This window comes from Streptomyces sp. NPDC057694, from assembly GCF_042799415.1.
Classification (GTDB): domain Bacteria; phylum Actinomycetota; class Actinomycetes; order Streptomycetales; family Streptomycetaceae; genus Streptomyces.
This window is the reverse complement of record NZ_JBHVIX010000004.1, coordinates 375297-400270: the sequence shown is the minus strand read 5'-3', so window position 1 is coordinate 400270 and position 24974 is coordinate 375297. Positions and strand designations below refer to the sequence as shown.

18 protein-coding genes and 1 pseudogene are annotated in these 24974 nt (G+C 72.6%); 10 read left to right on the top strand and 9 right to left on the bottom strand.

Going from position 1 to position 24974, the window contains the following annotated elements; all coding sequences use genetic code 11:
• Positions 1-45 precede the first annotated feature (45 nt).
• A complete protein-coding gene (locus ACFVDP_RS13970) occupies positions 46-2019 on the bottom strand; it encodes an amino acid transporter (RefSeq protein WP_383488280.1) in 1974 nt (657 codons plus the stop codon).
• Between the two features lie 190 nt (positions 2020-2209).
• On the opposite strand from ACFVDP_RS13970, the gene ACFVDP_RS13965 reads away from it, so the two are divergent.
• The 6 genes from ACFVDP_RS13965 to ACFVDP_RS13940 all read left to right on the top strand — a co-directional run bounded on the left by ACFVDP_RS13965 (position 2210) and on the right by ACFVDP_RS13940 (position 12438).
• Entirely contained in the window at positions 2210-2830 is a 621-nt protein-coding gene (locus tag ACFVDP_RS13965; protein WP_383488277.1) for a YigZ family protein, read from the top strand.
• Positions 2831-3121: 291 nt separating this feature from the next.
• Positions 3122-4507 (top strand): lectin, encoded by a 1386-nt coding sequence (locus ACFVDP_RS13960; protein WP_383488274.1) that lies wholly within the window; start codon positions 3122-3124, stop codon positions 4505-4507.
• Between the two features lie 116 nt (positions 4508-4623).
• On the top strand, positions 4624-6762 hold the full coding sequence (locus ACFVDP_RS13955; RefSeq protein WP_383488572.1) for an RICIN domain-containing protein: 2139 nt from the start codon (positions 4624-4626) through the stop codon (positions 6760-6762).
• 26 nt (positions 6763-6788) lie between these two features.
• The gene (locus ACFVDP_RS13950; RefSeq protein WP_383488271.1) at positions 6789-8087 is read left to right on the top strand and encodes a ThuA domain-containing protein; all 1299 of its coding nucleotides are present in this window, start codon (positions 6789-6791) and stop codon (positions 8085-8087) included.
• Between the two features lie 83 nt (positions 8088-8170).
• The gene (locus ACFVDP_RS13945; RefSeq protein WP_383488268.1) at positions 8171-9334 is read left to right on the top strand and encodes an exonuclease SbcCD subunit D; all 1164 of its coding nucleotides are present in this window, start codon (positions 8171-8173) and stop codon (positions 9332-9334) included.
• A complete protein-coding gene (locus tag ACFVDP_RS13940) occupies positions 9331-12438 on the top strand; it encodes an AAA family ATPase (protein ID WP_383488265.1) in 3108 nt (1035 codons plus the stop codon). Before ACFVDP_RS13945 ends, ACFVDP_RS13940 begins: the two co-directional genes overlap by 4 nt.
• Before the next feature lie 91 nt (positions 12439-12529).
• Here ACFVDP_RS13940 and ACFVDP_RS13935 read toward each other — a convergent pair whose 3' ends face one another.
• Positions 12530-13000 (bottom strand): Lrp/AsnC family transcriptional regulator, encoded by a 471-nt coding sequence (locus ACFVDP_RS13935; RefSeq protein WP_383488262.1) that lies wholly within the window; start codon positions 12998-13000, stop codon positions 12530-12532.
• A 139-nt stretch (positions 13001-13139) separates the two neighbouring features.
• Here ACFVDP_RS13935 and ACFVDP_RS13930 point away from each other — a divergent pair, with 139 nt between their 5' ends.
• Positions 13140-13637: a rhodanese-like domain-containing protein gene (locus tag ACFVDP_RS13930; protein WP_383488259.1), complete on the top strand. Its 498-nt coding sequence runs from the start codon at positions 13140-13142 to the stop codon at positions 13635-13637.
• A 31-nt stretch (positions 13638-13668) separates the two neighbouring features.
• Here ACFVDP_RS13930 and ACFVDP_RS13925 read toward each other — a convergent pair whose 3' ends face one another.
• Positions 13669-15336 (bottom strand): DUF885 domain-containing protein, encoded by a 1668-nt coding sequence (locus ACFVDP_RS13925; protein WP_383488256.1) that lies wholly within the window; start codon positions 15334-15336, stop codon positions 13669-13671.
• A 19-nt stretch (positions 15337-15355) separates the two neighbouring features.
• On the bottom strand, positions 15356-15874 hold the full coding sequence (locus ACFVDP_RS13920) for an Lrp/AsnC family transcriptional regulator (protein ID WP_383488253.1): 519 nt from the start codon (positions 15872-15874) through the stop codon (positions 15356-15358).
• A 60-nt stretch (positions 15875-15934) separates the two neighbouring features.
• Here ACFVDP_RS13920 and ACFVDP_RS13915 point away from each other — a divergent pair, with 60 nt between their 5' ends.
• On the top strand, positions 15935-17209 hold the full coding sequence (locus ACFVDP_RS13915; RefSeq protein ID WP_383488250.1) for a trans-sulfuration enzyme family protein: 1275 nt from the start codon (positions 15935-15937) through the stop codon (positions 17207-17209).
• Entirely contained in the window at positions 17206-17358 is a 153-nt protein-coding gene (locus tag ACFVDP_RS13910; protein ID WP_383488247.1) for a hypothetical protein, read from the top strand. The genes ACFVDP_RS13915 and ACFVDP_RS13910 overlap by 4 nt, the downstream gene beginning before the upstream one ends.
• Positions 17359-17387: 29 nt before the next feature.
• Here the strand turns inward: ACFVDP_RS13910 and ACFVDP_RS13905 are convergent, their stop codons facing one another.
• From ACFVDP_RS13905 to ACFVDP_RS13895, 3 genes are all read right to left on the bottom strand, one after another.
• Complete coding sequence (locus tag ACFVDP_RS13905) at positions 17388-18782, bottom strand: GNAT family N-acetyltransferase (protein ID WP_383488244.1); 1395 nt, start codon at positions 18780-18782, stop codon at positions 17388-17390.
• Positions 18783-18900: 118 nt separating this feature from the next.
• Positions 18901-20484, bottom strand: a complete 1584-nt coding sequence (locus ACFVDP_RS13900; protein ID WP_383488241.1) for an alkaline phosphatase D family protein — start codon at positions 20482-20484, stop codon at positions 18901-18903.
• Positions 20485-20701: 217 nt separating this feature from the next.
• Positions 20702-22216 (bottom strand): PLP-dependent aminotransferase family protein, encoded by a 1515-nt coding sequence (locus ACFVDP_RS13895; RefSeq protein ID WP_383488238.1) that lies wholly within the window; start codon positions 22214-22216, stop codon positions 20702-20704.
• Positions 22217-22386: 170 nt separating this feature from the next.
• On the opposite strand from ACFVDP_RS13895, the pseudogene ACFVDP_RS13890 reads away from it, so the two are divergent.
• Positions 22387-23214: pseudogene (locus ACFVDP_RS13890) on the top strand (EamA family transporter); the annotation flags it as partial.
• A 69-nt stretch (positions 23215-23283) separates the two neighbouring features.
• Here the strand turns inward: ACFVDP_RS13890 and ACFVDP_RS13885 are convergent.
• Together ACFVDP_RS13885 and ACFVDP_RS13880 are read right to left on the bottom strand one after the other, a co-directional pair.
• Positions 23284-24114 carry an alpha/beta fold hydrolase gene (locus ACFVDP_RS13885; RefSeq protein WP_383488235.1) on the bottom strand — a complete coding sequence of 277 codons (831 nt, stop codon included), beginning with the start codon at positions 24112-24114 and terminating at the stop codon, positions 23284-23286.
• 118 nt (positions 24115-24232) lie between these two features.
• A complete protein-coding gene (locus ACFVDP_RS13880) occupies positions 24233-24889 on the bottom strand; it encodes an NADPH-dependent F420 reductase (protein ID WP_383488232.1) in 657 nt (218 codons plus the stop codon).
• Positions 24890-24974 lie beyond the last annotated feature (85 nt).

Below are 24974 nucleotides of genomic sequence, written 5' to 3'. Positions count from 1 at the left end.
GATGGTGTCGTAACTCCCCGGCCCGGCCGGGGATTCCGCGGCCGGTCAGCCCACGTGGACGCGCGGCCGCCGCTCCGGGTCCTGCTCCGCGCGGCGCAGCACCTCGCGGGTGACCGGGGCGACCTCGCCGTCGCCGAAGACGAGGAAGCGGAGCAGATGGCTGACGGGGTGGCCCTCCGTCCAGTTGAAGTAGGCGTGCGGCACCTCGCCCGTGCGGTCGCGCAGGTTCATCAGCACCGCCGCCACCGTGTTCGGCACGCCCGGCCCGTGCACGCGCAGCCGGCGCACGCCGTGCTTCTCGTCGCCGTGGACGACGAGGTCCTCGGTGAAGTCGGAGGAGTCCTGGATGAAGACCTCCAGGAAGAGGAGCGCGCCGTCGTCGGGGATGTGGGTGTCCTCGCGCTGGTCGATCTCCTTGGCGCGGTACTCGGCGGTGGTGTGCTCCTGCGGCTCGTTGGCGATGATGCGCAGCGGGCCCCGGGCCGCGCACTCGTCGATCAGCCGGAGGGCCTCCTCGTCGTACGTCACCGCGCCCGCGCGCAGTTCGAAGGCGCGGTGGACGCGGGAGGCGAAGGACGAGGTCAGGATCGCGATGATGAAGATCAGGGCGATCTTGATGCCGTCGGGGCGCTCCACGACGTTCGTGACGAGGGTGTAGGCGAACACGGCCGTGATCGCGCCGAAGCCGAGCGTCGCCGCCCGGTGGCCGTGCCGGTGCACCGCGACCGTCGAGGCGAAGGACGCGGAGAGCATCAGCACCAGCACGCCCGTCGCGTACGCGCCGGACTGGTCGTCGACGTTCGCGTTGAACCAGAGCGTGATGAAGACGGCCGCCGCCATGAAGACGAGGACCAGCGGGCGCACCGCCCGGGTCCACTCGGGCGCCATGCCGTAGCGCGGCAGATAGCGGGGGACCAGATTGAGCAGGCCCGCCATGGCGGAGGCGCCCGCGAACCACAGGATGGCGATGGTCGACACGTCGTAGACCGTGCCGAAGGCCTCGCCGAGGTATTCGTGCGCGAGGTAGGCGAGCGCACGGCCGTTGGCCGAACCGCCCGCCTTGAACTCGTCCTGCGGGATGAGGATCGTCGTGGCCAGGCTGGACAGCAGCAGGAAGCAGCTCATGATCAGCGCGGCCGTGGTCAGCAGCTTGCGGGTGTCGCGGATGCGGCCGGCCGGCTTGGCGTACGTGTCGTCGGAGCCGCCCTGGATCTGCGGCATCACCGCGACACCGGTCTCGAAGCCGGACATGCCGAGCGCCAGCTTCGGGAAGACGAGCAGCGCGACGCCGACCATCACGAACGGCGAGGAGTGCTCGGCCGTCATCGCGTCCCACCAGTTGGTGATCTTCACCGGCTGGGTCAGGACATGGGTGGCGGCCGTGATCAGCACGACCACGTTCATCGCGAGATAGGCACCGACCAGGACGACGGCGACCCGGATGGCCTCCTTGAAGCCCTTCAGGAAGACCGCGCCGAGCCCCGCGAGCAGGACCAGCGTGATCCACAGGTTCGCGTCGTGCAGCCAGCCGGGGGCGAACGGGTTCTCCACGACGTGCGCCGACGCGTCCGCCGCCGAGAGGGTCATCGTGATCATGAAGTCGGTCGCGGCGAAGCCGAGCAGCACCAGCACGAACAGCTTCCCCGCCCACCAGGGCAGCAGCCGCTCCAGCATCGCGATCGAGCCCTCGCCGTGCGGCGACTCCTTCGCGACCCGGCGGTAGACGGGCAGCGCCCCGAGCAGCGTCAGCGCGATCAGGACCAGCGTCGCGAGCGGCGACAGCAGGCCGGCCGCCAGCGCCGCGATGCCCGGCTGGTAGCCCAGCGTGGAGAAGTAGTCGACACCCGTCAGACACATCACGCGCCACCACTTGTGACCGCGGTGCTCCTGCGGGACGCGTCCGTGCGGCCCCTGATGGCGGGCCGTCTGCTCGCTCAGGCCCTCCAGCAGCCAGGACCGCCAGCGCGATGGGCGGGCGGGCGCGGCGGCCGGGGTCGTCTCGGCCTGGTTGCCGGTCATCTGCGGATGCTTTCTGTCGGACGGCTCGGTGACGTCGCGGACGGACCGTCCGCCGTGGAGCCACCGGGGGCCGATCGCGTCTGTGACGACGTGCGAGTATCCATCACATCGTCACCTGTGCACCCGGCGGGGGCGACCTCTGTGCCACCTCCCCTCGGCCCACCGCGCCACCTGCGCATACGCTGGCCGGATGCAGGACGAGTACCGCACGGTGGCCCGCGAGGGCGTGCACGAGACAGAGATCAACCGCTCCCGGTTCCTGTGCGCGCTCGCGCCCGCCGCGACCGAGGAGGAGGCGCAGGCCTTCGTCGCGCGCGTCCGCAAGGAGCACCCCACGGCCTCGCACAACTGCTACGCGTACGTCATCGGCGCCGACGCCTCCGTGCAGAAGGCCAGTGACGACGGCGAGCCGGGCGGCACCGCGGGGGTCCCCATGCTCCAGATGCTCACCCGGCGCGACATGCGGTACGTCGTCGCGGTCGTGACCCGCTACTACGGCGGTGTGAAGCTGGGCGCGGGCGGACTCATCCGGGCGTACGGCGGCGCGGTGGGGGAGGCGCTCGACATGCTCGGCACCGTCACCCGCCGCCGCTTCCGGCTCGGCACGGTCACCGTCGACCACGCGCGCGCGGGCAAGATGGAGAACGATCTGCGGGCGACCGGCCGCGAGGTCCGCGAGGTCCGCTACGCGGAGGCCGTCACCATCGAGATCGGGCTGCCCGAGGGGGACGTCGAGCGGTTCCGTGCGTGGCTCGCCGACGTCAGCGCGGGGACCGCGGGCTTCGAGCTGGGCGGAGAGGCGTACGGCTGAGCTGTCCACGGGCTCGTGCGCGGGCTGCGGCAGCACCCTTCTTAACACGCCTTGAATTAAGTACTGTTGAGGCCCCCGGGAGCCCCACCGGGGGCTTTGCTGTGTTCAAGTCCTTGTGGGCGCAGATCCGTTGATGGCTATCTCGGCTTCATCTCTTGACGGCTTTGGTGCAGACCTTTAGGTTCCCGTTCGCCACAGCTTCATGAATGCGGCCGCTGTTCATCTCCATGAACAGCGGTCACCCCCCATCGACGGCCTCCCATGAAGGGCTGTGAACCCCCTATGTCCCGCATGTCCAGAACCGTTCTCCCGCGCTCCACCGCGCTGCGCGGCGCGCTCGCCACCGCACTGCTCGCGGTGTCGGCGGGCGCACTCGCCGCCACCCCCGCCGCCGCGGCCACCGGCACGATCACCGGGCTCGGCGGCAAGTGCCTCGACGTGGCGGGCGCGAGCTCCGCCAACGGCGCCGCCGTGCAGCTCTACGACTGCAACGGCACCGCCGCCCAACAGTGGACCGTCGGCACCGACGGCACGGTCCGCGCCCTCGGCAAGTGCCTCGACGTCACCGGGAATTCGACCGCGAACGGCGCCCGGCTCCAGCTCTGGGACTGCGCGGGCAGCGCCAACCAGAAGTGGACCGTCTCCGCCGACCGCGACCTCGTCGGCCAGCAGTCCGGCAAGTGCGCCGACGTCACCGGCAACACCTCCGCGAACGGCACCCCGGTCCAGATCTGGAGCTGCACCGGCGCCGCGAACCAGAAGTGGGCCGCGCCGAGCGGTGGCGGCACCCCTCCCGTGTCGGCGCCGATGGCCGTCGCCCCGTACCTCTACAACGGCTGGGGCAACCCGCCCAGCCCGACCACGATCATGAACGCCACCGGCGTCAAGTGGTTCACCCTCGCCTTCGTCCTCAGCAACGGCACCTGCAACCCGCAGTGGGACGGCGGCCGCCCGCTCACCGGCGGCGTCGACCAGCAGACCATCAACACCGTGCGGGGAGCCGGCGGCGACGTCGTCCCGTCCTTCGGCGGCTACAGCGGCAACAAGCTGGAGAGCTCCTGCACCAGCGCCTCCGCACTCGCGGGCGCCTACCAGAAGGTCATCAACGCCTACGGGCTCAAGGCCATCGACATCGACCTGGAGTCCGACGCCTACAGCAACGGCACCGTGCAGCAGCGCACGGTCGACGCGCTCAAGACCGTCAAGGCCAACAACCCGGGCATCAAGGTGTACGTCACCATCGGCACCGGCCAGTCGGGGCCGGACACCAGCCTGATCAACCGGGCCGCCAACTCCGGTCTCACCGTGGACAGTTGGACGATCATGCCGTTCGACTTCGGCGGCGCGGGCCAGAACATGGGGACGCTGACCACCAAGGCGGCCGAGGGTCTCAAGAACGCCCTCAAGAGCGCCTACGGCTACAGCGACGACCAGGCGTACCGGGGCATGGGCATCTCGTCCATGAACGGGATCACCGACGACAACGAGACCGTCACCCCGGCCGACTTCCAGACCATCCTCGGCTACGCGCAGCAGCACCACCTCGCGCGCCTCACGTTCTGGTCCGCCAACCGCGACCGGCCCTGCTCCGGCGGCTACCCGAACGACGACACCTGCTCGGGCGTGTCCCAGAGCGCCTGGCAGTTCACCGGCATCTTCGCCAAGTACACCGGCTGACGGCCGCACCCCCACAGGAGACCTCCGTGTTCAGATCCGTGCCCGGGTCCGCGCTCAGACGCCGGATACCGAGAGTTCTCACCGCGGTCGCGCTCGTCGCGACGACCGCGACCGGAATCGAGATCGCCGCCCAGACGCCGGCGAGCGCGCAGACCGAAGCGGCCGCCGCGCTCCCGACCGGCCCCGCCACCGTGATCAACAAGGGCAGCGGCAAGTGCGTCGACGCCCGCGCGGCCGCGAGCGCCGACGGCACCGCCGTCCAGCAGTACGCCTGCAACGGCAGCACCGCCCAGAACTGGCGGCTGGTCGCCACCAGCGGCGGCTACTACCGCGTCAACAGCGACCTCGACGCCACGAAGGCGTGGGACGTCACCGACGTCTCCACCGCCGACTCCGCGGCCGTGCAGCTGTGGACGTACTCCAGCGGCGCCAACCAGCAGTGGCTGCCGGTCGCCGAGGCCGACGGCGCGTACCACTTCGTCAACCGCAACAGCGGCAAGTGCCTCGATGTCCCCAGCGCCTCCACCGCGGACAGCGTGCAGCTCGCGCAGTACACCTGCAACGGCACGGCCGCGCAGTCCTTCACCCTGGGAGGCGGCGGCAGCACGAACCCGCCCGGCACCCCGGACTTCGGCCCGAACGTGACGGTGTTCGACCCGTCGATGTCGGCGGCCGGCATCCAGTCCAAGCTGAACTCCGTCTTCGCCCAGCAGCAGACCAACCAGTTCGGCTCGGCCCGCCAGGCCCTGCTGTTCAAGCCGGGCACGTACAGCGCCGACGCCAACGTCGGCTTCTACACCCAGGTCGCCGGGCTCGGCCTCTCCCCGGACGACGTGACCATCAACGGCGCCGTGCACGCGGAGGCCGACTGGTTCCAGGGCAACGCCACCCAGAACTTCTGGCGCGACGCCGAGAACCTGTCGGTCAACCCGACCGGCGGCACCGACCGCTGGGCCGTCTCGCAGGCCGCCCCGTACCGGCGCATGCACGTGCGCGGCAACCTCGCGCTCGACGACGGCGGCTGGTCCAGCGGCGGCTTCATCTCCGACACCAAGGTCGACGGCCAGATCCGCTCCGGCTCCCAGCAGCAGTTCCTCACCCGCAACTCCCAGATGGCCAGCTGGTCGGGGTCCAACTGGAACATGGTCTTCGTCGGCGACCAGGGCGCGCCCGCCCAGTCCTTCCCGACGTACACGACCGTCGCGAGCACCCCGACGATCCGCGAGAAGCCGTTCCTGTACGTGGACGGGGCGGGCGCCTACAAGGTGTTCGTGCCCGCGCTGCGGTCGAACGCGGTCGGCACCACCTGGAGCGGGAAGACCCCGGCCGGCACCTCGCTGCCGCTCGACCAGTTCTTCATCGTCAAGCCCGGCGCCACCGCCGCCGAGATGAACGCGGCCCTCGCGGCGGGCAAGAACCTCCTGGTCACCCCGGGCGTCTACCACCTCAACCAGACGCTGAACATCACCCGGCCCGACACGGTCGTCCTCGGCATGGGCCTCGCCACCCTCGTGCCGGACGGCGGGATCACCGCGCTCAGCACCGCCGACGTCGACGGCATCCAGCTCGCCGGCCTGCTGATCGACGCGGGCACCACCACCTCCCAGACCCTCGTGCGGATCGGCCCGGACGGCGCGTCCGCGAACCACGCGGCCGACCCGATCCAGCTCTCGGACTTCTTCGTCCGGATCGGCGGCGCCACCGTCGGCAAGGCCACCAACTCCCTCGTCGTCAACAGCCCGAACACCGTCATCGACCACACCTGGATCTGGCGGGCCGACCACGGCAACGGCGGCACGGTCGGCTGGACCGCCAACACCGCCGACACCGGACTCGTCGTCAACGGCGCCGACGTCACCGCGTACGGCCTGTTCGTCGAGCACTTCCAGAAGACCCAGGTCGTCTGGAACGGCAACGGCGGCCGCACCTACTTCTTCCAGAACGAGATGCCCTACGACCCGCCGAACCAGGCCGCCTGGATGAACGGCAGCGGCAAGGGCTACCCCGCCTACAAGGTCGCGAACTCCGTGACCAGCCACGAGGCATGGGGGCTCGGCAGCTACTGCTACTTCAGCACCAACTCCAGTGTCGTCGCGGACCGGGCCTTCGAGGTGCCCAACACCTCCGGGGTCAGGTTCCACGACATGGTCACCGTCTCGCTCGGCGGCACCGGAACCATCAGCCACGTCATCAACAACACCGGAGGACCGTCCAACTCCGGCAGCAACGTCGCCTACCTCACCAACTACCCGTAGACCGCACGGAGAGGACCGATCGGCAGATGCACCAGACGCACACCATCAGATCCGGATCCGCCCGCACGGCCCTGCGGATCCTCCTGCTGCTCGCGGCCCTCATCGGGCTCGCGGCACCACCCGCCGCACACGCGAGCACCGCGGCGGCCCCCTTCAAGGTGCTCGGTCTCTACAGCGGCACGTGGGACGCGGCACACATCGACTTCGAGAAGGAGGCCAACGACTGGCTGCCGAAGCAGGCCGCCGCGAACGGCTTCACCTACACCGCCAGCAACGACTGGAACCTGCTCGCCAACGGCGGCGTCAACGCCTACCAGGTCGTCCTGTTCCTCGACGACCTGCCGCAGACCGCCGCCCAGCGCACCGGATTCGAGCAGTACATGCGCGGCGGCGGCGCCTGGATGGGCTTCCACGTCTCCGCGTTCACCACGGACGCCGCGAGCTGGTCCTGGTACCACAACACGTTCCTCGGCAGCGGCAACTTCAGGTCCAACACCTGGGGCCCGACGTCCGCGACGCTCAAGGTCGAGGACCGCACCCACCCGTCGACCGTGAACCTGCCCGCCACGTTCACCTCGTCGGTCAGCGAGTGGTACAGCTGGTCCAACGACCTGCGGCAGAACCCGGACATCAAGATCCTCGCCTCGGTCGACCCCAGCAGCTTCCCGCTGGGCACCGACCCGAACCAGTCCTGGTACAGCGGCTATTACCCGATCCTGTGGACCAACACGAAGTACAAGATGCTCTACGCGAACTTCGGCCACAACGCGATGAACTACGACACCAACACCCGCACGTCGTCGACGTTCGCCAGCGCCACCCAGAACCGCTTTCTGCTCGACGGCCTGAAGTGGCTCGGCGGCGCCGGCGGCACCACCCCGCCGGACGACACGCTCTCCGAGACGGCCTGGTACTCCCTGAAGAACGTCGGCAACGGCACCTGCGTCGACGCCCGCGCCGCGGCCACCGCCAACGGGACCGCGATCCAGCAGTACACCTGCAACGGAACCCAGGCACAGCAGTTCCGGCTCGCCGCGACCGACAGCGGATACCGGCGCGTCGGAGTGCGCCCGAACCCGCAGCAGGTCATCGACGTGACCGGCGTCTCGTCCGCCGACAACGCGCCGCTCCAGCTGTGGGCGTACGGCGGCGGACAGAACCAGCAGTGGCTCCCGGTGAAGGAGGCCGCCGGGAGGTACCACCTCACCGCCCGGCACAGCGGCAAGTGCCTCACCGCGGCGGCCACCGCCACCGACAGCGCGCAGCTCACCCAGCGCGGCTGCGACGGCTCGGCGGCGCAGAGCTTCACGCTGACCGCCGGCTGACGCGTGACGCACGTCACGGTGCGGGACGCCCGATGAGGGCGTTCCGCACGTGATGTCCGACCCAGCGGCTAGCCTCGTGACCCATGAGGCTGCTGCACACGTCCGACTGGCATCTGGGACGCGCGTTCCATCGCGTGAACATGCTCGACGCCCAGGCCGCGTTCATCGGCCACCTCGTCGACACCGTGCGCGAGCGCGAGGTGGACGCGGTGGTCGTCTCGGGCGACGTGTACGACCGGGCGGTGCCCCCGCTGGCCGCCGTGGAGCTGTACGACGACGCGCTGCACCGCCTCGCCGACCTCGGCGTGCCCACCGTGATGATCTCGGGGAACCACGACTCGGCGCGCCGCCTCGGGGTCGGCGCCGGGCTCATCGGCCGCGCCGGGATCCATCTGCGCACCGAGGCGGGCCGGTGCGGCGAGGCCGTCGTGCTCGGCGACGACCACGGGGACGTGGCGTTCTACGGGCTGCCGTATCTGGAGCCCGCGCTGGTGAAGGACGAGTTCAAGGTCGCCAAGGCGGGGCACGAGCAGGTGCTCGCCGCGGCCATGGAGCGGGTGCGGGCGGACCTCGCCGAGCGCCCGGCAGGCACCCGGTCCGTCGTCCTCGCGCACGCCTTCGTCACCGGCGGCGCGCCGAGCGACAGCGAGCGCGACATCACCGTCGGCGGCGTCGCGGCCGTACCGGCGGGCGTCTTCGACGGCGTCGACTACGTGGCGCTCGGACACCTGCACGGCAGCCAGGTCATCTCCGAGCGGATCCGCTACTCGGGCTCCCCGCTCCCGTACTCGTTCTCCGAGGCCGACCACCGCAAGAGCATGTGGCTGATCGACCTCGGCGCGGACGGCTCGGTGACCGCCGAGCGCCTCGACTGCCCGGTGCCGCGGCCCCTCGCCCGGATCCGCGGCGACCTGGACGACCTGCTCGCCGACGCCGCGCTCGCCGGGCACGAGGAGTCCTGGGTGGAGGCCACGCTCACCGACGCGGTGCGCCCCGACGACCCGATGGCCCGGCTCACCGAGCGCTTCCCGCACACCCTCAGCCTGCTCTTCGACCCGCGCAGGACCGAGACCGAGCCGGACGCCAGCTACGCGGAGCGCCTCAAGGGGCGCGACGACCACGAGATCGCGGAGGACTTCGTGACCCATGTCCGGGGAGCCGGGCCCGACGAGGACGAGCGGGTGGTGCTGCGCGCCGCGTTCGACGCCGTACGGACCGATGACGTGGTGCGCGAGGTCGCCCGGTGAGGCTGCACACCCTTCACATCACGGCGTTCGGCCCCTTCGGCGGGACCCAGGAAGTCGACTTCGACGCGCTGTCGGCGGCCGGGCTCTTCCTGCTGCACGGTCCGACCGGCGCCGGCAAGACCTCCGTCCTCGACGCGGTCTGCTACGCGCTGTACGGCTCGGTGCCCGGCGCCCGGCAGAGCGCCGGCGGGCAGGGCCAGAACCTGCGCAGCGACCACGCCGAGCCCGGCGTGCGCACCGAGGTCCGCCTCGACCTGACCGTCGCCGGACGCCGTCTCGAACTCACCCGGCAGCCGCCGTATCCCCGCCCGAAGAAGCGCGGCACGGGATTCACGACGGAGAAGGCGCAGAGCTGGCTGCGCGAGTACGACGCCGAGGCGGGGGAGTGGAAGGACCTCAGCCGCTCCCACCAGGAGATCGGCGAGGAGATCACCCAGCTGCTCGGCATGAGCAAGGACCAGTTCTGCCAGGTCGTGCTGCTCCCGCAGGGCGACTTCGCCCGCTTCCTGCGGGCCGACGCCGAGGCCCGCGGCAAGCTGCTCGGCCGGCTCTTCGACACCCGCCGGTTCGCCGCCGTCGAGCAGCGGCTCGCCGAGGACCGGCGCGCCGCCGAGAAGCAGGTGACCGCGGGCGACGCCGAGTTGCTCGCCGACGCGCACCGCATGCAGCAGGCCGCCGGGGACGTCGTGGAGACGCCGCCGGTCGACGCGGCGCCCGGCGACCCCGACGTCGCGGAGGCGGTCCTCGGCTGGGCGGCCGTCGCCCGCTCCACGGCACGGGAGCACTACACGCACGCCCATCTCGCCCTGGTCGCCGCCGAGTCGGCGGGCGTGGCGGCCCGCCGCGACCTCGCCGACGCACAGGAGACGGACCGCCTCCAGCGCCGCTTCGCGCAGGCCGAGGCCCGGGCGGCCGCGCTGACCGCGCAGGAGGCGGAGTTCCGTTCGGTGCGCGAGCGCATGGAGCGGGGCCGGAAGGCGGCGACGGTCGCCCCCGCACTCGACCTCCGGGAGGCCACCGAGGCCGAGCATCGGGAGGCACTTCGCGAAGAGACACGGGCGCGGGCGGAACTGCGCGCGGAGACGGACGACTCGGACGCAGGCTCGGGCTCGCGTGTGGCCGCGGCTCCTGGGACCGACCCGGCGAGCGACGGCACCGCGCTCCCGGCGGAGGCGATGGCCGACGCGGGCCCCGGTGCGCTCGCCGAGGCCACACGGCGTGTCGCCCAGGAACTCGGCGGGCTCGACGTGGCGCGCCGTGCCGAGCGGCGCCTCGCCGTCGTCGGCCGGGAGCGCGCGGACCTCGACCGGGAGGAGCGCGCCGACACCGAACTCCTGGAGGAGGCCGAGCAGTGGCTCGGCCGGTGGGACACCCGCCGCACCGAGCTGCAGACCGGGGTCGACCGGGCCCAGGAGGCCACGACCCGCGCCGAGCACCTCGCCGGGCAGCTGGAGCCCGCGCTGCGCCAGGCCCGCGCCGCCCGTGAGCGCGACCGGCTCGCCGCGCAGGCCGACACCGCGCGGGCGGACGCCCTGCGCGCTCGGGAGGAGGCGGCGCACGCCCACGAGCACTGGCTCGGCCTGAAGGAGCAGCGGCTGCGCGGCATCGCCGCCGAACTCGCCGAGGAGCTGACGGACGGCGCGCCCTGCGCCGTGTGCGGCGCCACCGAACACCCCGCGCCCCAGCGGAGGTCGGCGGGGCACGTCGACCGCGCCGCCGAAGAGGCCGCGCTCGCCGCCCACCGAGCCGCCGAGGAGCGCTACACCGACGCCGAGCGCCGCTCCGGCGTCGTACGGGAGGAACTGGCCGCGGCGAAGGCGGCCGCCGGAGACGCCCCGGCCGGGGAACTCGCCGACGCGGCAGGCGCGTTGCAAGATCGACACGCCGAGGCCCGCGCCGAGGCGTCCGCCCTGCACGCGGCCCGCGAGAGGCTCGCGCACGCCCAGAACGAGCACGAGCGCCGGCTCGCCACCCGCCAGGAAGCGGCAAACCGGGCCGCCGGCCGAGCCTCGACGCGCGATGCCCTGGAGCGTGAACAGAGCACCCTGGAAGGGGAGTTGGCGCAGGCGCGCGGCGCCGCGGCGAGCGTGGAGGCCCGCGCCGCCCAGCTGGAGCGGCTCGTGGACGTGCTCGGCGCGGCGGCCGACGCGGCCCGCGCCGTCGAGGACACGGCGCAGCGCCTGAAGGACGCGGACGCGCGACTCGCCGACGCCGCGTTCAGAGCCGGGTTCGACACGCCGCAGGCCGCGGCCGCCGCCCAGCTCGACGACGCCCGGCACCGCGAGTTGCAGCACCGCCTGGACGCCTGGCAGTCGGAGGAGGCGGCGGTCCGCGCGATCCTCGCCGAGGAGGACACCGCGGCCGCCGCCCACCGGCCGGCGGCGGACGTCACGGGCGCCCACGGCGCGGCCGAGGCCGCCGACGCGCGCGTCCGGGCCGCGGGCTCCGCGCGGGACGCGGCACAGCGCCGCTGCGCCGACCTCGACCGGCTCTCCCGGCGCGCCGCGACCGAGGCCCGCCGCCTCGGCCCGCTGCGCACGACGTACAACCGCGTGGCCCGGCTCGCCGCCCTCGCCGCGGGCACCGCCGCGGACAACGAGCGCAAGATGCGCCTGGAGTCGTACGTGCTCGCCGCGCGTCTCGAACAGGTGGCGGCCGCGGCGACCGCCCGCCTGAGCCGCATGTCGTCCGGGCGCTACACCCTCGTGCACTCCGACTCCCTCGCCGGGCGCGGCAGATCGGGCCTCGGCCTGCATGTCGTCGACGCGTGGACGGGCCGCGAGCGGGACACGGCGACGCTCTCCGGCGGCGAGACGTTCTTCGCGTCCCTCGCCCTGGCCCTCGGCCTCGCCGACGTCGTCACGGACGAGGCGGGCGGGGTCCGGCTCGACACCCTCTTCATCGACGAGGGCTTCGGCAGCCTCGACGACCAGACCCTCGACGACGTGCTCGACGTCCTCGACTCCCTGCGCGAGCGGGACCGCAGCGTCGGCATCGTCAGCCACGTCGGCGACCTGCGCCGCCGCGTCCACGCCCAACTGGAGATCGTGAAGGGCCGGGACGGCTCGGAAATCCGGCAACGGGGCACGGACAGCGCCCCGTAGGGGCGCGGGGAACTGCGCGACCAGCCACGACGCACCTGAGGCCGACCGGCGACCTGCACGCCACCACCTGCCGATCCGGCGCGGCAGCGCCTCAGCGCCCGATCGCCCGCCGCGGCAGCGGCGACGAATACACCACGCTCGTCGTCACCGACCCCAGCGTGCCGATCTTCCCGGAGACCTCCTCCAGGTGCCGCATCGACCGCGCCGCGACCTTGATGACGAAGCAGTCGTCGCCCGTCACGTGGTGCGCCTCCAGGATCTCGGGGGTCACCTCGACGAGATCGTGGAACGGCTTGTAGTTCCCGTTCGGGTACCGGAGCCGGACGAACGCCAGGATCGGCAGGCCGAGCCGCTCCGGCACGACCACGGCCGAGTACCCCGCGATCACCCCCGACTCCTCGAGCCGCCGCACCCGCTCCGTCACGGCGCTCGCCGACATGGACACGGCCCGTGCCAGCTCCGCGTAGCTGGCACGGCCCTCGCTCTGGAGGGCCCGCAGAATCTGCCAGTCCGTGGCATCGGGAACGTACGACGGCGCATCGACAGGGGAATCATCGGTCATGTCCCACAGGTAACCGGGGAATCCCCGGCGGATCAAGTGGGATGCCAGGGATCGGCCCTTCAGGAAGACGATCACCGGCCGTAGATTTCTGGTGAGGGACAGCGCGACCGCGCCCCCCCGGAGAGGACCCGCCACCACCATGACCGAGACCGCCGTCGACCGCGCGACCGCCACCAACCCGGTGCTCCGCGTCGCCCCCGCCTCGCCCGCCGCCGCTGCCGCCTACTTCGGCGCGAGCCTCGCCTTCCACGCCGACGTGTCCGACGTCGCCGCCGCACTCGCCGACGGCGGAGCCGAACCGGGCTTCGTCGTGCTCGACTCGCGCTCCACCGCATCCTGGGACCAGGGCCACGTCCCCGGCGCGGTCCACCTGCCGACGGCCCTCATCCCCGAGCAGGCCGGCCGGCTCCTCGACCGGTCCGTGCCCGTCGTCACGTACTGCTGGGGCCCCGGCTGCAACGGCGCGACCCGCGCCGCCCTCGCCCTCGCCGAACTCGGCTTCCAGGTCAAGGAGATGCTCGGCGGGTTCGAGTACTGGGTGCGCGAGGGCTTCCCGTACGAGACGTGGGAGGGGTCCGCGCGGCAGAGCGCGGACCCCCTGACGGCACCGGCCGACGGCGCCGACTGCGGCTGCTGAACGCCCCCCACCGCTCGGGGAGTTCGTCCGCCTACAGCTTGGAGAGTTCGTCCACCAGGTCGTCCAGGCCCAGCGACCCCTGGGACAGCGCCGCCATGTGCCACGCCTTCGCGTCGAACGCGTCACCGTGCGCCGCCTGCGCGTTGGCCCGGCCCAGCAGCCACGCGCGCTCGCCCAGCTTGTAGCCGATCGCCTGGCCGGGGATCGACAGATAGCGGGTCAGCTCGCTCTCCACGAAGTCCGCGGGGCGGCTGCTGTGCGCGCCGAAGAACTCCTGGGCCAGCTCGGGCGTCCACCGCTCACCGGGGTGGAACGGCGAGTCCGCCGGGATCTCCAGCTCCAGGTGCATGCCGATGTCGACGATGACCCGGCACGCCCGCATCATCTGCGCGTCCAGGTACCCGATCCGCGTCTCGGCGTCGGTGAGGTGCCCCAGCTCGTCCATCAGCCGCTCCGCGTACAGCGCCCAGCCCTCCGCGTTCGCGGAGACGATGCCGACCGTCGCCTGGTAGCGCGAGAGGTCACCGGAGACGTGCGCCCACTGCGCGAGCTGCAGATGGTGGCCGGGAACACCCTCGTGGTACCAGGTCGACACCAGGTCGTAGACGGGGAACCGGGTCTCGCCCATCGTGGGCAGCCAGGTGCGGCCGGGCCGCGAGAAGTCGACCGACGGCTCCGTGTAGTAGGGCGCGGCGGCGCTGCCGGCGGGCGCGATGCACGACTCCACCTTCCGTACCCGCTCGGCGAGTTCGAAGTGGGTGCCGTCGAGCGTCTCGATCGCCTCGTCCATGAGGTCCTGCAGCCACTGCCGGACCTCCTCGACGCCCTCGATGTGCCGCCCGTGCTCGTCGAGGTGCGCGAGCGCCACCCACGGCGTCGCGGCGCCGGGCAGGATCTTCTCCGCCTCGAGACGCATCTCGGCGAGCAGCCGGTGGAACTCGCTCCAGCCGTACGCGTACGCCTCGTCCAGATCGAGATCCGTGCCGTTGTAGTAGCGCGACCAGCGGGCGTAGCGCTCGCGGCCCACCACGTTCGGGGAGCTCTCGACGGCGGGCGCGTACACGTCCCGCATCCAGTCGCGCAGCTCCAGGGTCGCGGCGTCGGCCACGCCCGCCGCCACCGTGAGCTCGTCGCGCAGCGCCTCGGGGCCCGCCGAGACGAACTCCTCGAACCACCCCTCCCACTCGCCGAGCTGCCCGATGAACGTCCCGGTCGGGCGCGGCCCGCCGTGCAGCTTGCGCTCCAGACCGAGCGTCAGCGTCTCGCGGTATCCGGCGAGCGCCGCGGGGACCGCGCGCAGCCGGGCGGCGATCGCCGCCCAGTCCTCGTCCGTGTCGGTCGGGGTGATCGTGAAGATCTCCCGCACGTGGTGCACGGGCGAGCCCAGGTTGCTGACGGCGCGCAGGTGCTCGTCGGCGTCGTGCACGGCGAGTTCGGCGGTGAGCCGCTCGCGCAGCAGCCGGGCGCAGCGCCGCTCGACGTCGCTGTCGGCGGCGGGCTCGCGCTCCGCCGCGTCGAGCCGCTCCAGCGTCCGCCGCGCCAGCGCGGCGACCGCGTCCAGGCCCGCGGGCGAGAGATCGGGCAGCTTGCTGTGGGCCGTGCGGACGCCGAGATAGGTGCCGGTGACCGGGTCCAGGTCGATCAGGGCGTCGACGTAGGCGTCCGCGACCTGCCGGGGGGTGTGCGCAATGTCTGACATGCGGACATCCTCGTACGGGTCAGGGGCTCCCGTCACCCGGATACGCGGTCGGCGCACCCGGGGCGGACTGCGGCGGCAGCAGCGGGCCGCACTCCCACTGCTGGAAGATCAGCCGGGTCTCCACCCGCGCCACCTCGCGCCGTGACGTGAACTCGTCGAGGACGAGCCGCTGGAGGTCCGCCATGTCGCGGACGGCGACCTGCACCAGATAGTCGTCGGGCCCGGTGACATGGAAGACCGTGCGGGCCTCGGGCAGGGCCCGGATCCGCTCCACGAACGGGCCCACCAGCTCCCGCCGGTGCGGCCGCACCTGCACCGACAGCAGCGCCTGCAGACCCCGGCCGAGCCGCGCCGGATCGACCCGCAGCGCATGCCCGAGGATCACCCCGCCGCGGCGCAGCCTGCTCACCCGGTCCAGACAGGTCGAGGGGGCGACACCGACCTGCGCCGCGAGATCCCGGTACGTCGTACGGGCGTCGTTCTGCAACAGCCGCAGGATCTCCAGATCAACCGGATCGAGTACGACGGAATCGGTCATCCGCCGAACGTAGCACGGGAGTTGGACCATATGGTCGGTCATGTGTTCAGGCTGTGGGGCATGGACCACACCACGGACCACACGGACCACATCACGGACCACCAGGATGACGTGGCGCGCCCCCGTACCCGGGCCCTCGCCACCGAAGCCGTGCACGCCGGCCGCGACGACCTCGCCGCGCTCGGCCTGCACGCCCCGCCCATCGATCTGTCGACGACCTACCCGTCCGCCGACAGCCGGGCCGAGGCGGCCCGCATCGACGCGTTCGCCGCCGACGGCGTCCTCGACGACGGCCCGCCGGTCTACGGCCGCCTCGGCAATCCGACGGTCGCCCGCTTCGAGACGGCGCTCGCGCGCCTGGAGGGCACCGACGCCGCGGTCGCCTTCGCCAGCGGCATGGCAGCCCTGACCGCCGTCCTGCTGGTACGCCGTTCAGCGGGCCTGGGCCATGTCGTCGCGGTCCGCCCGCTGTACGGATGCAGCGACCACCTCCTCGACACGGGCGTCCTCGGCACCGAGGTGACCTGGGTCGATCCGGCCGGGATCGCCGACGCGATGCGGCCCGACACCGGTCTGGTGCTGGTGGAGTCGCCCGCCAACCCCACCCTCGCGGAGGTCGACCTGCGGGCCGTCGCGCACGGCTGCGGAACCGTTCCGCTGCTCGTCGACAACACCTTCGCGACGCCCGTGCTGCAACGACCCGCGCAGAGCGGCGCCCGGCTCGTGCTGCACAGCGCCACGAAGTATCTGGGCGGGCACGGCGACGTGCTGGGCGGTGTGGTGGCCTGCGACGAGGCGTTCGCGGGGCAGTTGCGCCAGATGCGGTTCGCGACGGGCGGGGTGCTGCATCCGCTCGCGGGCTACCTCCTGCTGCGCGGTCTGGCGACGCTTCCCGTACGGGTGCGGGCCGCGTCGGCGACGGCGGCGGAACTGGCGTCACGGCTGGCCGGCGACCCGCGCGTCACCCGCGTCCACTATCCCCGCATCGGCGGCGCCATGGTCGCCTTCGAGGTGGCCGGGGACCCGCACGCGGTGACCGCCGGGGTCGGGCTGATCACCCCCGCGGTCAGCCTCGGCAGCGTCGACTCGCTCATCCAGCACCCGGCGTCCATCAGCCACCGCGTGGTCGCGGCCGGTGACCGCAGAGCCGCCGGGGTGAGCGACCGGCTGCTGCGTCTTTCGGTCGGCCTGGAGGACGTGGACGACCTGTGGGCCGATCTCGACAGAGCGCTCGGAGCGGCAACTCCTCGTACACTCGCGGCATGTTCAAATCACGCAAAGCAGGACGAGACGAATCCTGGGACGGCGTCGTCGTCGACAAGTCCCGCGGGATGACCGACGGCTCGAACATGTACCGCTACGTCGAGATCCGGCTCGCCGACGGCAGCACCACCAAGGTGCGAGTGGGCCGTGACCTGTGGAAGTCGGTCGAGGCCGGCGACCGGATCGTCAAGCGACCCGGCGCCGACCCCGTCAAGGAGTAGCCGCTCCTGGTACCGGCGGTGGGGCGCTGCTACGCCTGGGCGTCCCTCTCGTACGGCGGCCTCGACGCCACCGGCGTCGCGTCGAGGCGTGCCGTGATCACGAGCGTGCCCTCCTCGATCTGGTAGTCCAGCGGCAGGCCGAGGCCGCGCATCGCCGCGATCATTCCGGTGTTGGACGCCTGCGTCACCGCGTACACGCTCTCGCAGCCCGCCTCGACGGCCATCGCGACCAGCCGGCCCAGCAGTTCGGCGCCGACGCCGCGGCGCTGCCAGCCGTCCTCGACGAGGAGCGCGAGCTCCGTCTCGTCGCCGTCCCACAGCAGGTGGCCGAGGGCGGCGATCCGGCCGGAGGCCGTCTGCGCGGCCAGCGTGCGGCCGAAGCGCGGGCTGAGCAGGTGGGTCAGGTAGCGGTCGGCGTCGCCGACGGGGCCGTGGTAGCGCATGCTCAGCGTCCGCGCCGAGCACCGCTCGTGCATCTCCTTGGCGGCCGGCACGTCGGAGAGGTCCGCGCGGCGCACCGTGATCTCGTTGCCCTCGGGCAGGGTGAGCACGTCCCGGCCGCGCGGGATGCGCGGGCCGAGCCGGGTGTCCAGCTCCACGAGGGCGCGGGCGCGGGCGAACTCGGTCGGGGTGAACGGCAGATACGGCCGCTCCACCGTGATCAGACCGCCGTCCGGGGTGCGCAGCCGCAGCTCCGTGGTGTCGAAGCCGCCCTCGGCCGGCTTGTCGGCCGCGGCCTTGGCGGGCAGCGACCTGATGGTGCAACGGCCCAGCAACTGACGCAGCGCGAGGGGGAGTTCGGCGGCGTCCTGCGCCGTGCGCGTGGCCAGACCCAGGATCCGGGTGGGCGCGTCCACCAGGTCGTGGGCGTCGGCCCGCTCGATCCAGGTGTCGGCGCCGCCGGCCCGCGAGACGATCCGGGTCAGGTCGGCGGCTGCCGTGTCCTGCGGGGCGCGCAGCAGGAACTCGTCGACGGTGCCCTCGGCCAGCGGGTGCGTCTGCAGGCTGAGGATGTCCACCCGCCGCTGGGCCAGCACCGTGCACAGCGCGGCGAGCGAACCCGGCTCGTCGCGCACCGTGGTCCGCATCCGCCACAGCGTGCTGCGCGCCGGGTCGAGCCCGGCCGTGTCCTGTCGCCCGGCCGTCGGCGCCCCGTCCTCCTGGGCGGCGGACGGCGGGGCGCCGGTATCCGCCGTGGGTGGAGCGTGCTCGTGGCGTCGTGCCCACCACACGTGGAACCCGACGGTGGCGAGCAGCGCCACCGCCGAGACCACCAGCAGCCCGGGCCCGTCGGGGCCGTGCCCGATCATGTTCGCCACCGCGTCGGCCACGGCCACCGCCGTGAACAGGGCTGCCAGTTCCACCAGATCCCGGCGCCAATGGTGGACGGGACGGCCGTGCTTCACTCGCGTCACATCAGACATGTCTGGACTCATGCATCCACTGTGAAGGAGTGGTGTTGCGCGATCACGAACGATGTGTGTCCGATGGGTAAAGAACGCTTATGCCTGTTTTGTCCCTTCGGGTGTCCTCAGCGCCGGGCTACTGCCCGACCCGCCCCGGCTGGAGCGTCTGCGCGAACAGGACGTCCCCGCCCTCCTGTCGCAGCCGTACGGTCAGCTCCCCGCTCCCGCCGTCGATCTCGACCTCGCCGAAGTACGGCGGCGTCTCCATGGGCGAGGTGTTGGCCCGCGACGGCGCCTTGATGAACACCTGCCGCGGCCCGAACGTCCCGTCCAGCTTCGTCGCCTGGAAGCCGCCCGCGGCCAGCGGCCCCGACACGAACTCCCAGAACGGCTCGAAGTCCTGGAACGCGGCGTTCGACGGCTCGTAGTGCTGCGCCGACGTGTAGTGGACGTCCGCCGTCAGCCACAGCGTGCCCGTGATCCGCTGGTGCTTGATGTGCCGCAGCAGCTCGGCGATCTGGAGTTCGCGGCCGAGCGGCGCACCCGGGTCGCCCTGCGCCACCGCCTCGAAGTTCGTGGCGCCGTCGGTCACCACGAGACCCAGCGGCATGTCGGAGGCGATCACCTTCCAGGTGGCCCGCGAGCGCGACAACTCCCGCTTCAGCCAGGCCAGCTGCTCGGCGCCGAGGATGCCGGTCGCGTCGTCGGGCTGCCGGTCCGGCGAGTTCGCGTTGCGGTACGTGCGCATGTCGAGCACGAACACGTCGAGCAGCGGGCCCTGCCGCAGTACCCGGTACACGCGGCCGTCCTTGTCGCCCGGCCCCAGCGTCGAGATCGGGAAGTACTCGCTGAACGCCCGCAGCGAGCGCGCCGACAGCACGTCGGTGTTCTTCTCGGTGTAGCGGTCGTCGTCCAGGATCTGCCCCGGGTACCAGTTGTTGTGGACCTCGTGGTCGTCCCACTGGGTGATCGTGGGGACCTGGGCGTTGAAACGGCGCACGTTGTCGTCGAGCAGGTTGTAGCGGAACGCGCCGCGGAAGTCGGCGAGGGTCTGGGCGACCTTCGACTTCTCCTCGGTGGTCACATTGCGCCACACCCGCCCGTCGGGCAGCGTCACGCTGGGCAGGATCGGGCTGTCGGCGTAGATGTTGTCACCGCTGCACAGGAAGAAGTCCGGGTCCAGGGCGCGCATGTCCTCGTAGACGCGGTTGCCGCCCCGGTCCGGGTTGATGCCCCAGCCCTGGCCCGCGATGTCGCCCGACCACAGGAACCGCACGCCGCCACGGCGCCCGGCCGCAGCGGTGCGGAACGTGCCCGTCACCGGCTTGCCCGTGCGCCGCGGATCGTCCGGGTCGGCGAGCAGCACCCGGTAGTGGATCTGCTCGCCGGACGGCAGACCGTGCAGCCGTGTCGTCCCGGTGAAGTCGGTGCCCGGCCCGACCAGAGGACCGTGCCATCTCGTCGCCCGCTTGAACGACTCGGTGGCCGACGTCTCCACGATCATCCGCGCGGGCCGGTCCGCGCGCGCCCAGATCAGGCCCGAGTGCGCGGTGACGTCTCCGGCCTGCACACCCCAGCCCGCCTCGGGACGCCCGGACAGGGCGAACGCGGGCGCCGCGACACCGCCGACCGCCGGCAGAGCGAGCCCCGCCGACGCGGCGACCGCGCCGCGCAGCACTCCTCGGCGGCCGGGCAGAGGATGTGACGGACGGTGCGACATGGGCGCCTCCAGTGACGGTTTCGACAGCGGTGCGGTGCCAAAAACGAGCGCGGACGAGCGCGCGGCGCCGCGAACCCACACCTACTGGGTCACCACGGCACGCACACGAACCCCAAGTGAACAACTGCTCCGACCGACAGGGAACCAGGCGCGCGCAACCTGGCCCCGGCCCCGGCCCCGGTCCGGGCTCGGTCCCAGAAGAAGATCTGCCTGCCTCCTACGGGGACGGCCCCCTCCCGCGCGGACTCCGGCTCGCGCTGTGCGCACGCGGGCGGTCCAAGTCCCTTGCTGCGGACGCCAGAAGACGCACTCCTTCGGTGATGCGGGCGGGGGAGAGGTGCGCATAGCCGAGCACCAGGCGGACGCCCCCGTCGGGATCGCCGCCGTACTGGCTCAGCGTGCGGACGGACACGCCCGCCGCCGCGCACCGGTCCAGGAGGTCCCCCTGACGGGCGGAGTCGACCGGCAGTGCGGCGATGGCGTGCAGACCGGCCGCGATGCCCGTCACCTCGGTCCCCGGTAGATGGTCCCTCAGAGCGGTCACGAGGGCGTCCCGGCGCTCCTTGTAGGCGCGCTGGCAGCGGCGCAACTGCCGGTCGTAATCGCCCCGTTCGATGAACCGGGCCAGCGTCGCCTGGTCGAGCGCGGGATTGCCCAGGTCCATGTAGCGCTTGCGCTCCACGACTTCCTCGGCCAGGCCGTCGGGCACGACCATCCAGCCCAGCCGCAGACCGGGCGCCAGCGACTTGCTCACCGAGCCCGCGTACGCGACGTGCGCGGGATCGAGGCCTTGCAGCGCGCCGACCGGAGCGCGGTCGTAGCGGAAGTCGCCGTCGTAGTCGTCCTCCACCAGCAGACCGTCCGACGCGCGCGCCCAGGCGAGGAGCTGTGTCCTGCGCGCCGCCGAGTACGCCAGACCGGACGGGAAGTGGTGCGAGGGTGTCGTGACCACCGTGCGGACCCCCGAGGCGCGCAGCGCATCCATGGAGAGCCCGTCCGCGTCCATGGCGACGCGCACCGCCGTGGAGCCCGCCGCCGCGAACAGGTCCTCGTACTGCGGGCTGCCGGGGTTCTCCACGCCGACGCGCCGCTGCCCGCGCGCCCGGAGCACGAAGCCGAGCAGCGTCACCGCCTGGGTCACCCCGGAGCACACGATGACGCGCTCGGGGTCCGCCACCACGCCCCGGCGCCGGGCCAGCAACTCGGCGAGGGCCGTCCGCAGCCGGGGCAGCCCGCGCGGGTCCGGATAGCCGAGCCCCTGGTGCGGCAGCCCGGCCAGCACGTCGCGCTGCGCCGCGGCCCAGGCGGCGCGGGGGAACAGCGACAGGTCCGGGCTGCCCGCCACGAAGTCGGCCCGCACGCCGGGCGCAGTGCGCGGCGCGAGGTCGTAAGCCCCTGGCGGCGCCGCCCGCACCGCGTCACCGACCCAGGTCCCGGCACCCCGGCCGCTGCGCAGATACCCCTCGGCGGTCAACTGCTCGTAGGCCTCGGTGACCAGGCCCCGCGACACCCCGAGATCCCGCGCCAGATCCCGGCTAGACGGCAGCCGCGTACCCGGCCCGAGCCGCCCCGACCGCACCGCCTCCCGGAGCGCGGACTGCAACGACCGACCGCGTGCACGGACCGGCACGCCGACGGCGGGCAGCAGCAACTCCCAGGCTGCGGAAGGTGATGGGGACGGGGACGGAGACGGAGACGACGACGCGGCCGGTGAAGGGGACTCGATGTTCATGACGCTGGACCCTAGTGAGGCCCGCTGACCGATCGCTGACCGACGCCTGACCGAGCGCTGACCGGCCTCCGCGGAGCCCCTACTGCTCCCGGTGGACCGGGGATTGGTCCACGAGAAACCCGATCAAGTGGCTCTCCTGCGGGACCACTCCCGCTCCTAGCGTCGACCACATGAACGCCCCGTCACTTCGAGGTTCTCTGCTCGCCGCCGTCGCCTGCGTCCTGGTCGGCGGCTCCTTCACCGCCAACAGCGTCCTGGGCGCCTACCCGTACGCGGGCGGCCAGTTCCTGCGCTACGGCGCCGCCTGCCTGCTGCTCCTGCCCGGTCTCGGACTCGTCCCGCTCCGCACTCTCGGCGGCCGCCAATGGGCGCGGCTCGCACTGCTCGCGGCCGTCGGCATGGTCGGCTTCAACCTCGCCGTGCTCGCCGCGGAACGCTCGGCGGAGCCCGCCGTCCCCGGTGTCTTCGTGGGCTGCGCGCCCGTCGTGGTCGCCGTCCTGGTGCCGCTCCTGTCCGGGCGACGGCCACGGCGAACCGTCCTCTACGGCGCGTCGCTCGTCGCCGCGGGAGCGTTCACGGTGCAGGGGTGGGGGCGCACGGACGTCCTCGGGATCGCCTTCTCCGCGGGCGCCCTCGCCGGGGAGGTGGGGTTCGCGGTGCTCGCCGGGCCCGTGCTCGCGCCCCTCGGCCCGCGGCTGTTGTCGTGCACCGTGTGTGCCGTCGCGGCACTGGAGTCGGCGGCGGTGGGCCTGGCCGTGGACGGCGCTTCCTGGCTGCGCGTTCCGGACGCCGCGGAGACCGCCGCTCTGGTGTGGCAGGCGGCGGTCGTCACGGTGGTCGGCTTCGTGTGCTGGTACATGGGCATGCAGCGGATCGGCGCCGAACGCGCCACGCTGTTCTCCGGCCTCATCCCGGTCGCCGCGGCCTGTACGGCTCCGCTGGTCGGTTCGGGAACCTACGGCGCCGCGCAGGCGGCGGGCAGCGCACTGGTGGGTGCCGGTGTCGCCCTGGGCTCGGGGGTGTGGGGCGGACGCCGGTCGGCGGCGCGGGTCCGGGCGGCCGAGCCGTCAGCGGCTGGTGTCGAGGACGACGCGCGCCACGAGCGCGGGGTCGTCGTGCATCGGGACATGACCGCAGCCCGGCAGCCTGACCAGCCGGGCCCCCGGCAGGACCTGCTTGGCGCGGATCCCCTGACGGCGCACGAGCAGCCGGTCCCGGGTGCCCCAGGCCACCGTCACCGGGACCTCGGGGACGTCGTCGCGGAACTGCACGCCGCGCCCCGCGTCGAGGGTCTGCCGGAACCCGGTCGCGTTGCGCAGCGCCAGCGTCTCGGCGACCACGGCGTCGGGTGAACGGCGGCCGGGGTGCGCGTAGATGGTGCTGGTCAGCGCGGTCCGCCCGGCCGCCGAGCGGGACAGCCGCTCGATCACCGGCAGCGGCAGCACCCGCGCGCCCTGCCGCATCGCCAGCAGCGTGCCGAATGCGTACCGGCGCTCGGCCTGCGTCCAGAACCCGGCGGGGGACAGCGCCGTGACGGACCGTACGAGCTTCTCGCGGCCCAGTTCCAGAGCGAGCAGGCCGCCCAGCGAGTTCCCGGCCACATGCGGCCGCCCGATGCCCAGATGGCGGCAGAACGCGTCCAGGACGGGCGCCACGCTCGACAGGTCGTAGGACAGCCCCTCCGGCAGCGCCGGGGACGAGCCGAATCCCGGGAGATCCACGGCGATGACGTCGCGCTCGGCGGCCAGGATCGGCAGCACCGGCTGCCACGCCTGCCAGTGGTGGCCGATCCCGTGCAGCAGGAGCAGCGGCTCCCCGGCGCCCGCGCGCTCGTACGTGAGCGTCACCTCGCGCGGTCCGCCGGGGCTCTCGATGGTGAAGGAGGCCTGTTCCGCCATGTCGTTCGCTCCCTGTCCCCGTCACGCCGCGACGGTTTCTTAGACTCCTTGTCAGCAACAATTACCGCCGAGTAGCGTCCAGTTCAAGGGGGCGGACGAAGGGGGCCGCCTCCGGGGCTCAATCTCCCGTCTGAATGTGCCAGTTGAAGTGCGCGTGCCCCCTGTTGCCGAAGAGGTTCAGCCAGAGCGGCATCAGCAGCTCCACGCCGCGCGCCGTCTCGATCCCGCCCAGGTCGATCACCCGCTCCGGCGGCCAGCCGAACTCGCCGAGAAGCTCCCGCACGGCTTCTTTGGCCGTCGCGTCGTCGCCGCTGAGGAAGAGCTGGTGCTCGCCCGGCAGCGCGGCCGGGGCGACCATGAGCGCGCTCGTCAGTGTGTTGAGCGTCTTCACCACCCGCGCGCGTGGGAACGCACTTTGCAGCTGTGCCCCCACACTGCCGATGTCGTCGAGCGACGCCAGCCGCATGCCGCCCTCGAACGGCTCCAGCTTGTTCGACGTGTCGATGACGACCTTGCCGTCCAGATGCTCCGCGCCGGCCGCCCGCAACGCCGCGAGGGCGACTCCTCCGCCGACCGCCTCGATGACCCGCTCACCGAACTCCGCGGCGTCCGCGAACGTTCCGGCGCTCGCTCGCGGGCCCGCCTCCTGCGCCCACGCCAGGGCCGCGGGATTGTCCTTGCTGCGCGCGCCCATCCTTACGTCGTGCCCCAGCTCGATCAGCTTGCTCGCGAGGGTCCGTCCGACGATGCCGGTGCCCAGAACCGCGTACCTCACAAGTGCCTCCCCGTGCGCCTCGCCGCCCATCGGCGCGCGCCCGCCCATTGTGTGCGCGGACGTCCCGGTTCCGCCTGGACAGGAG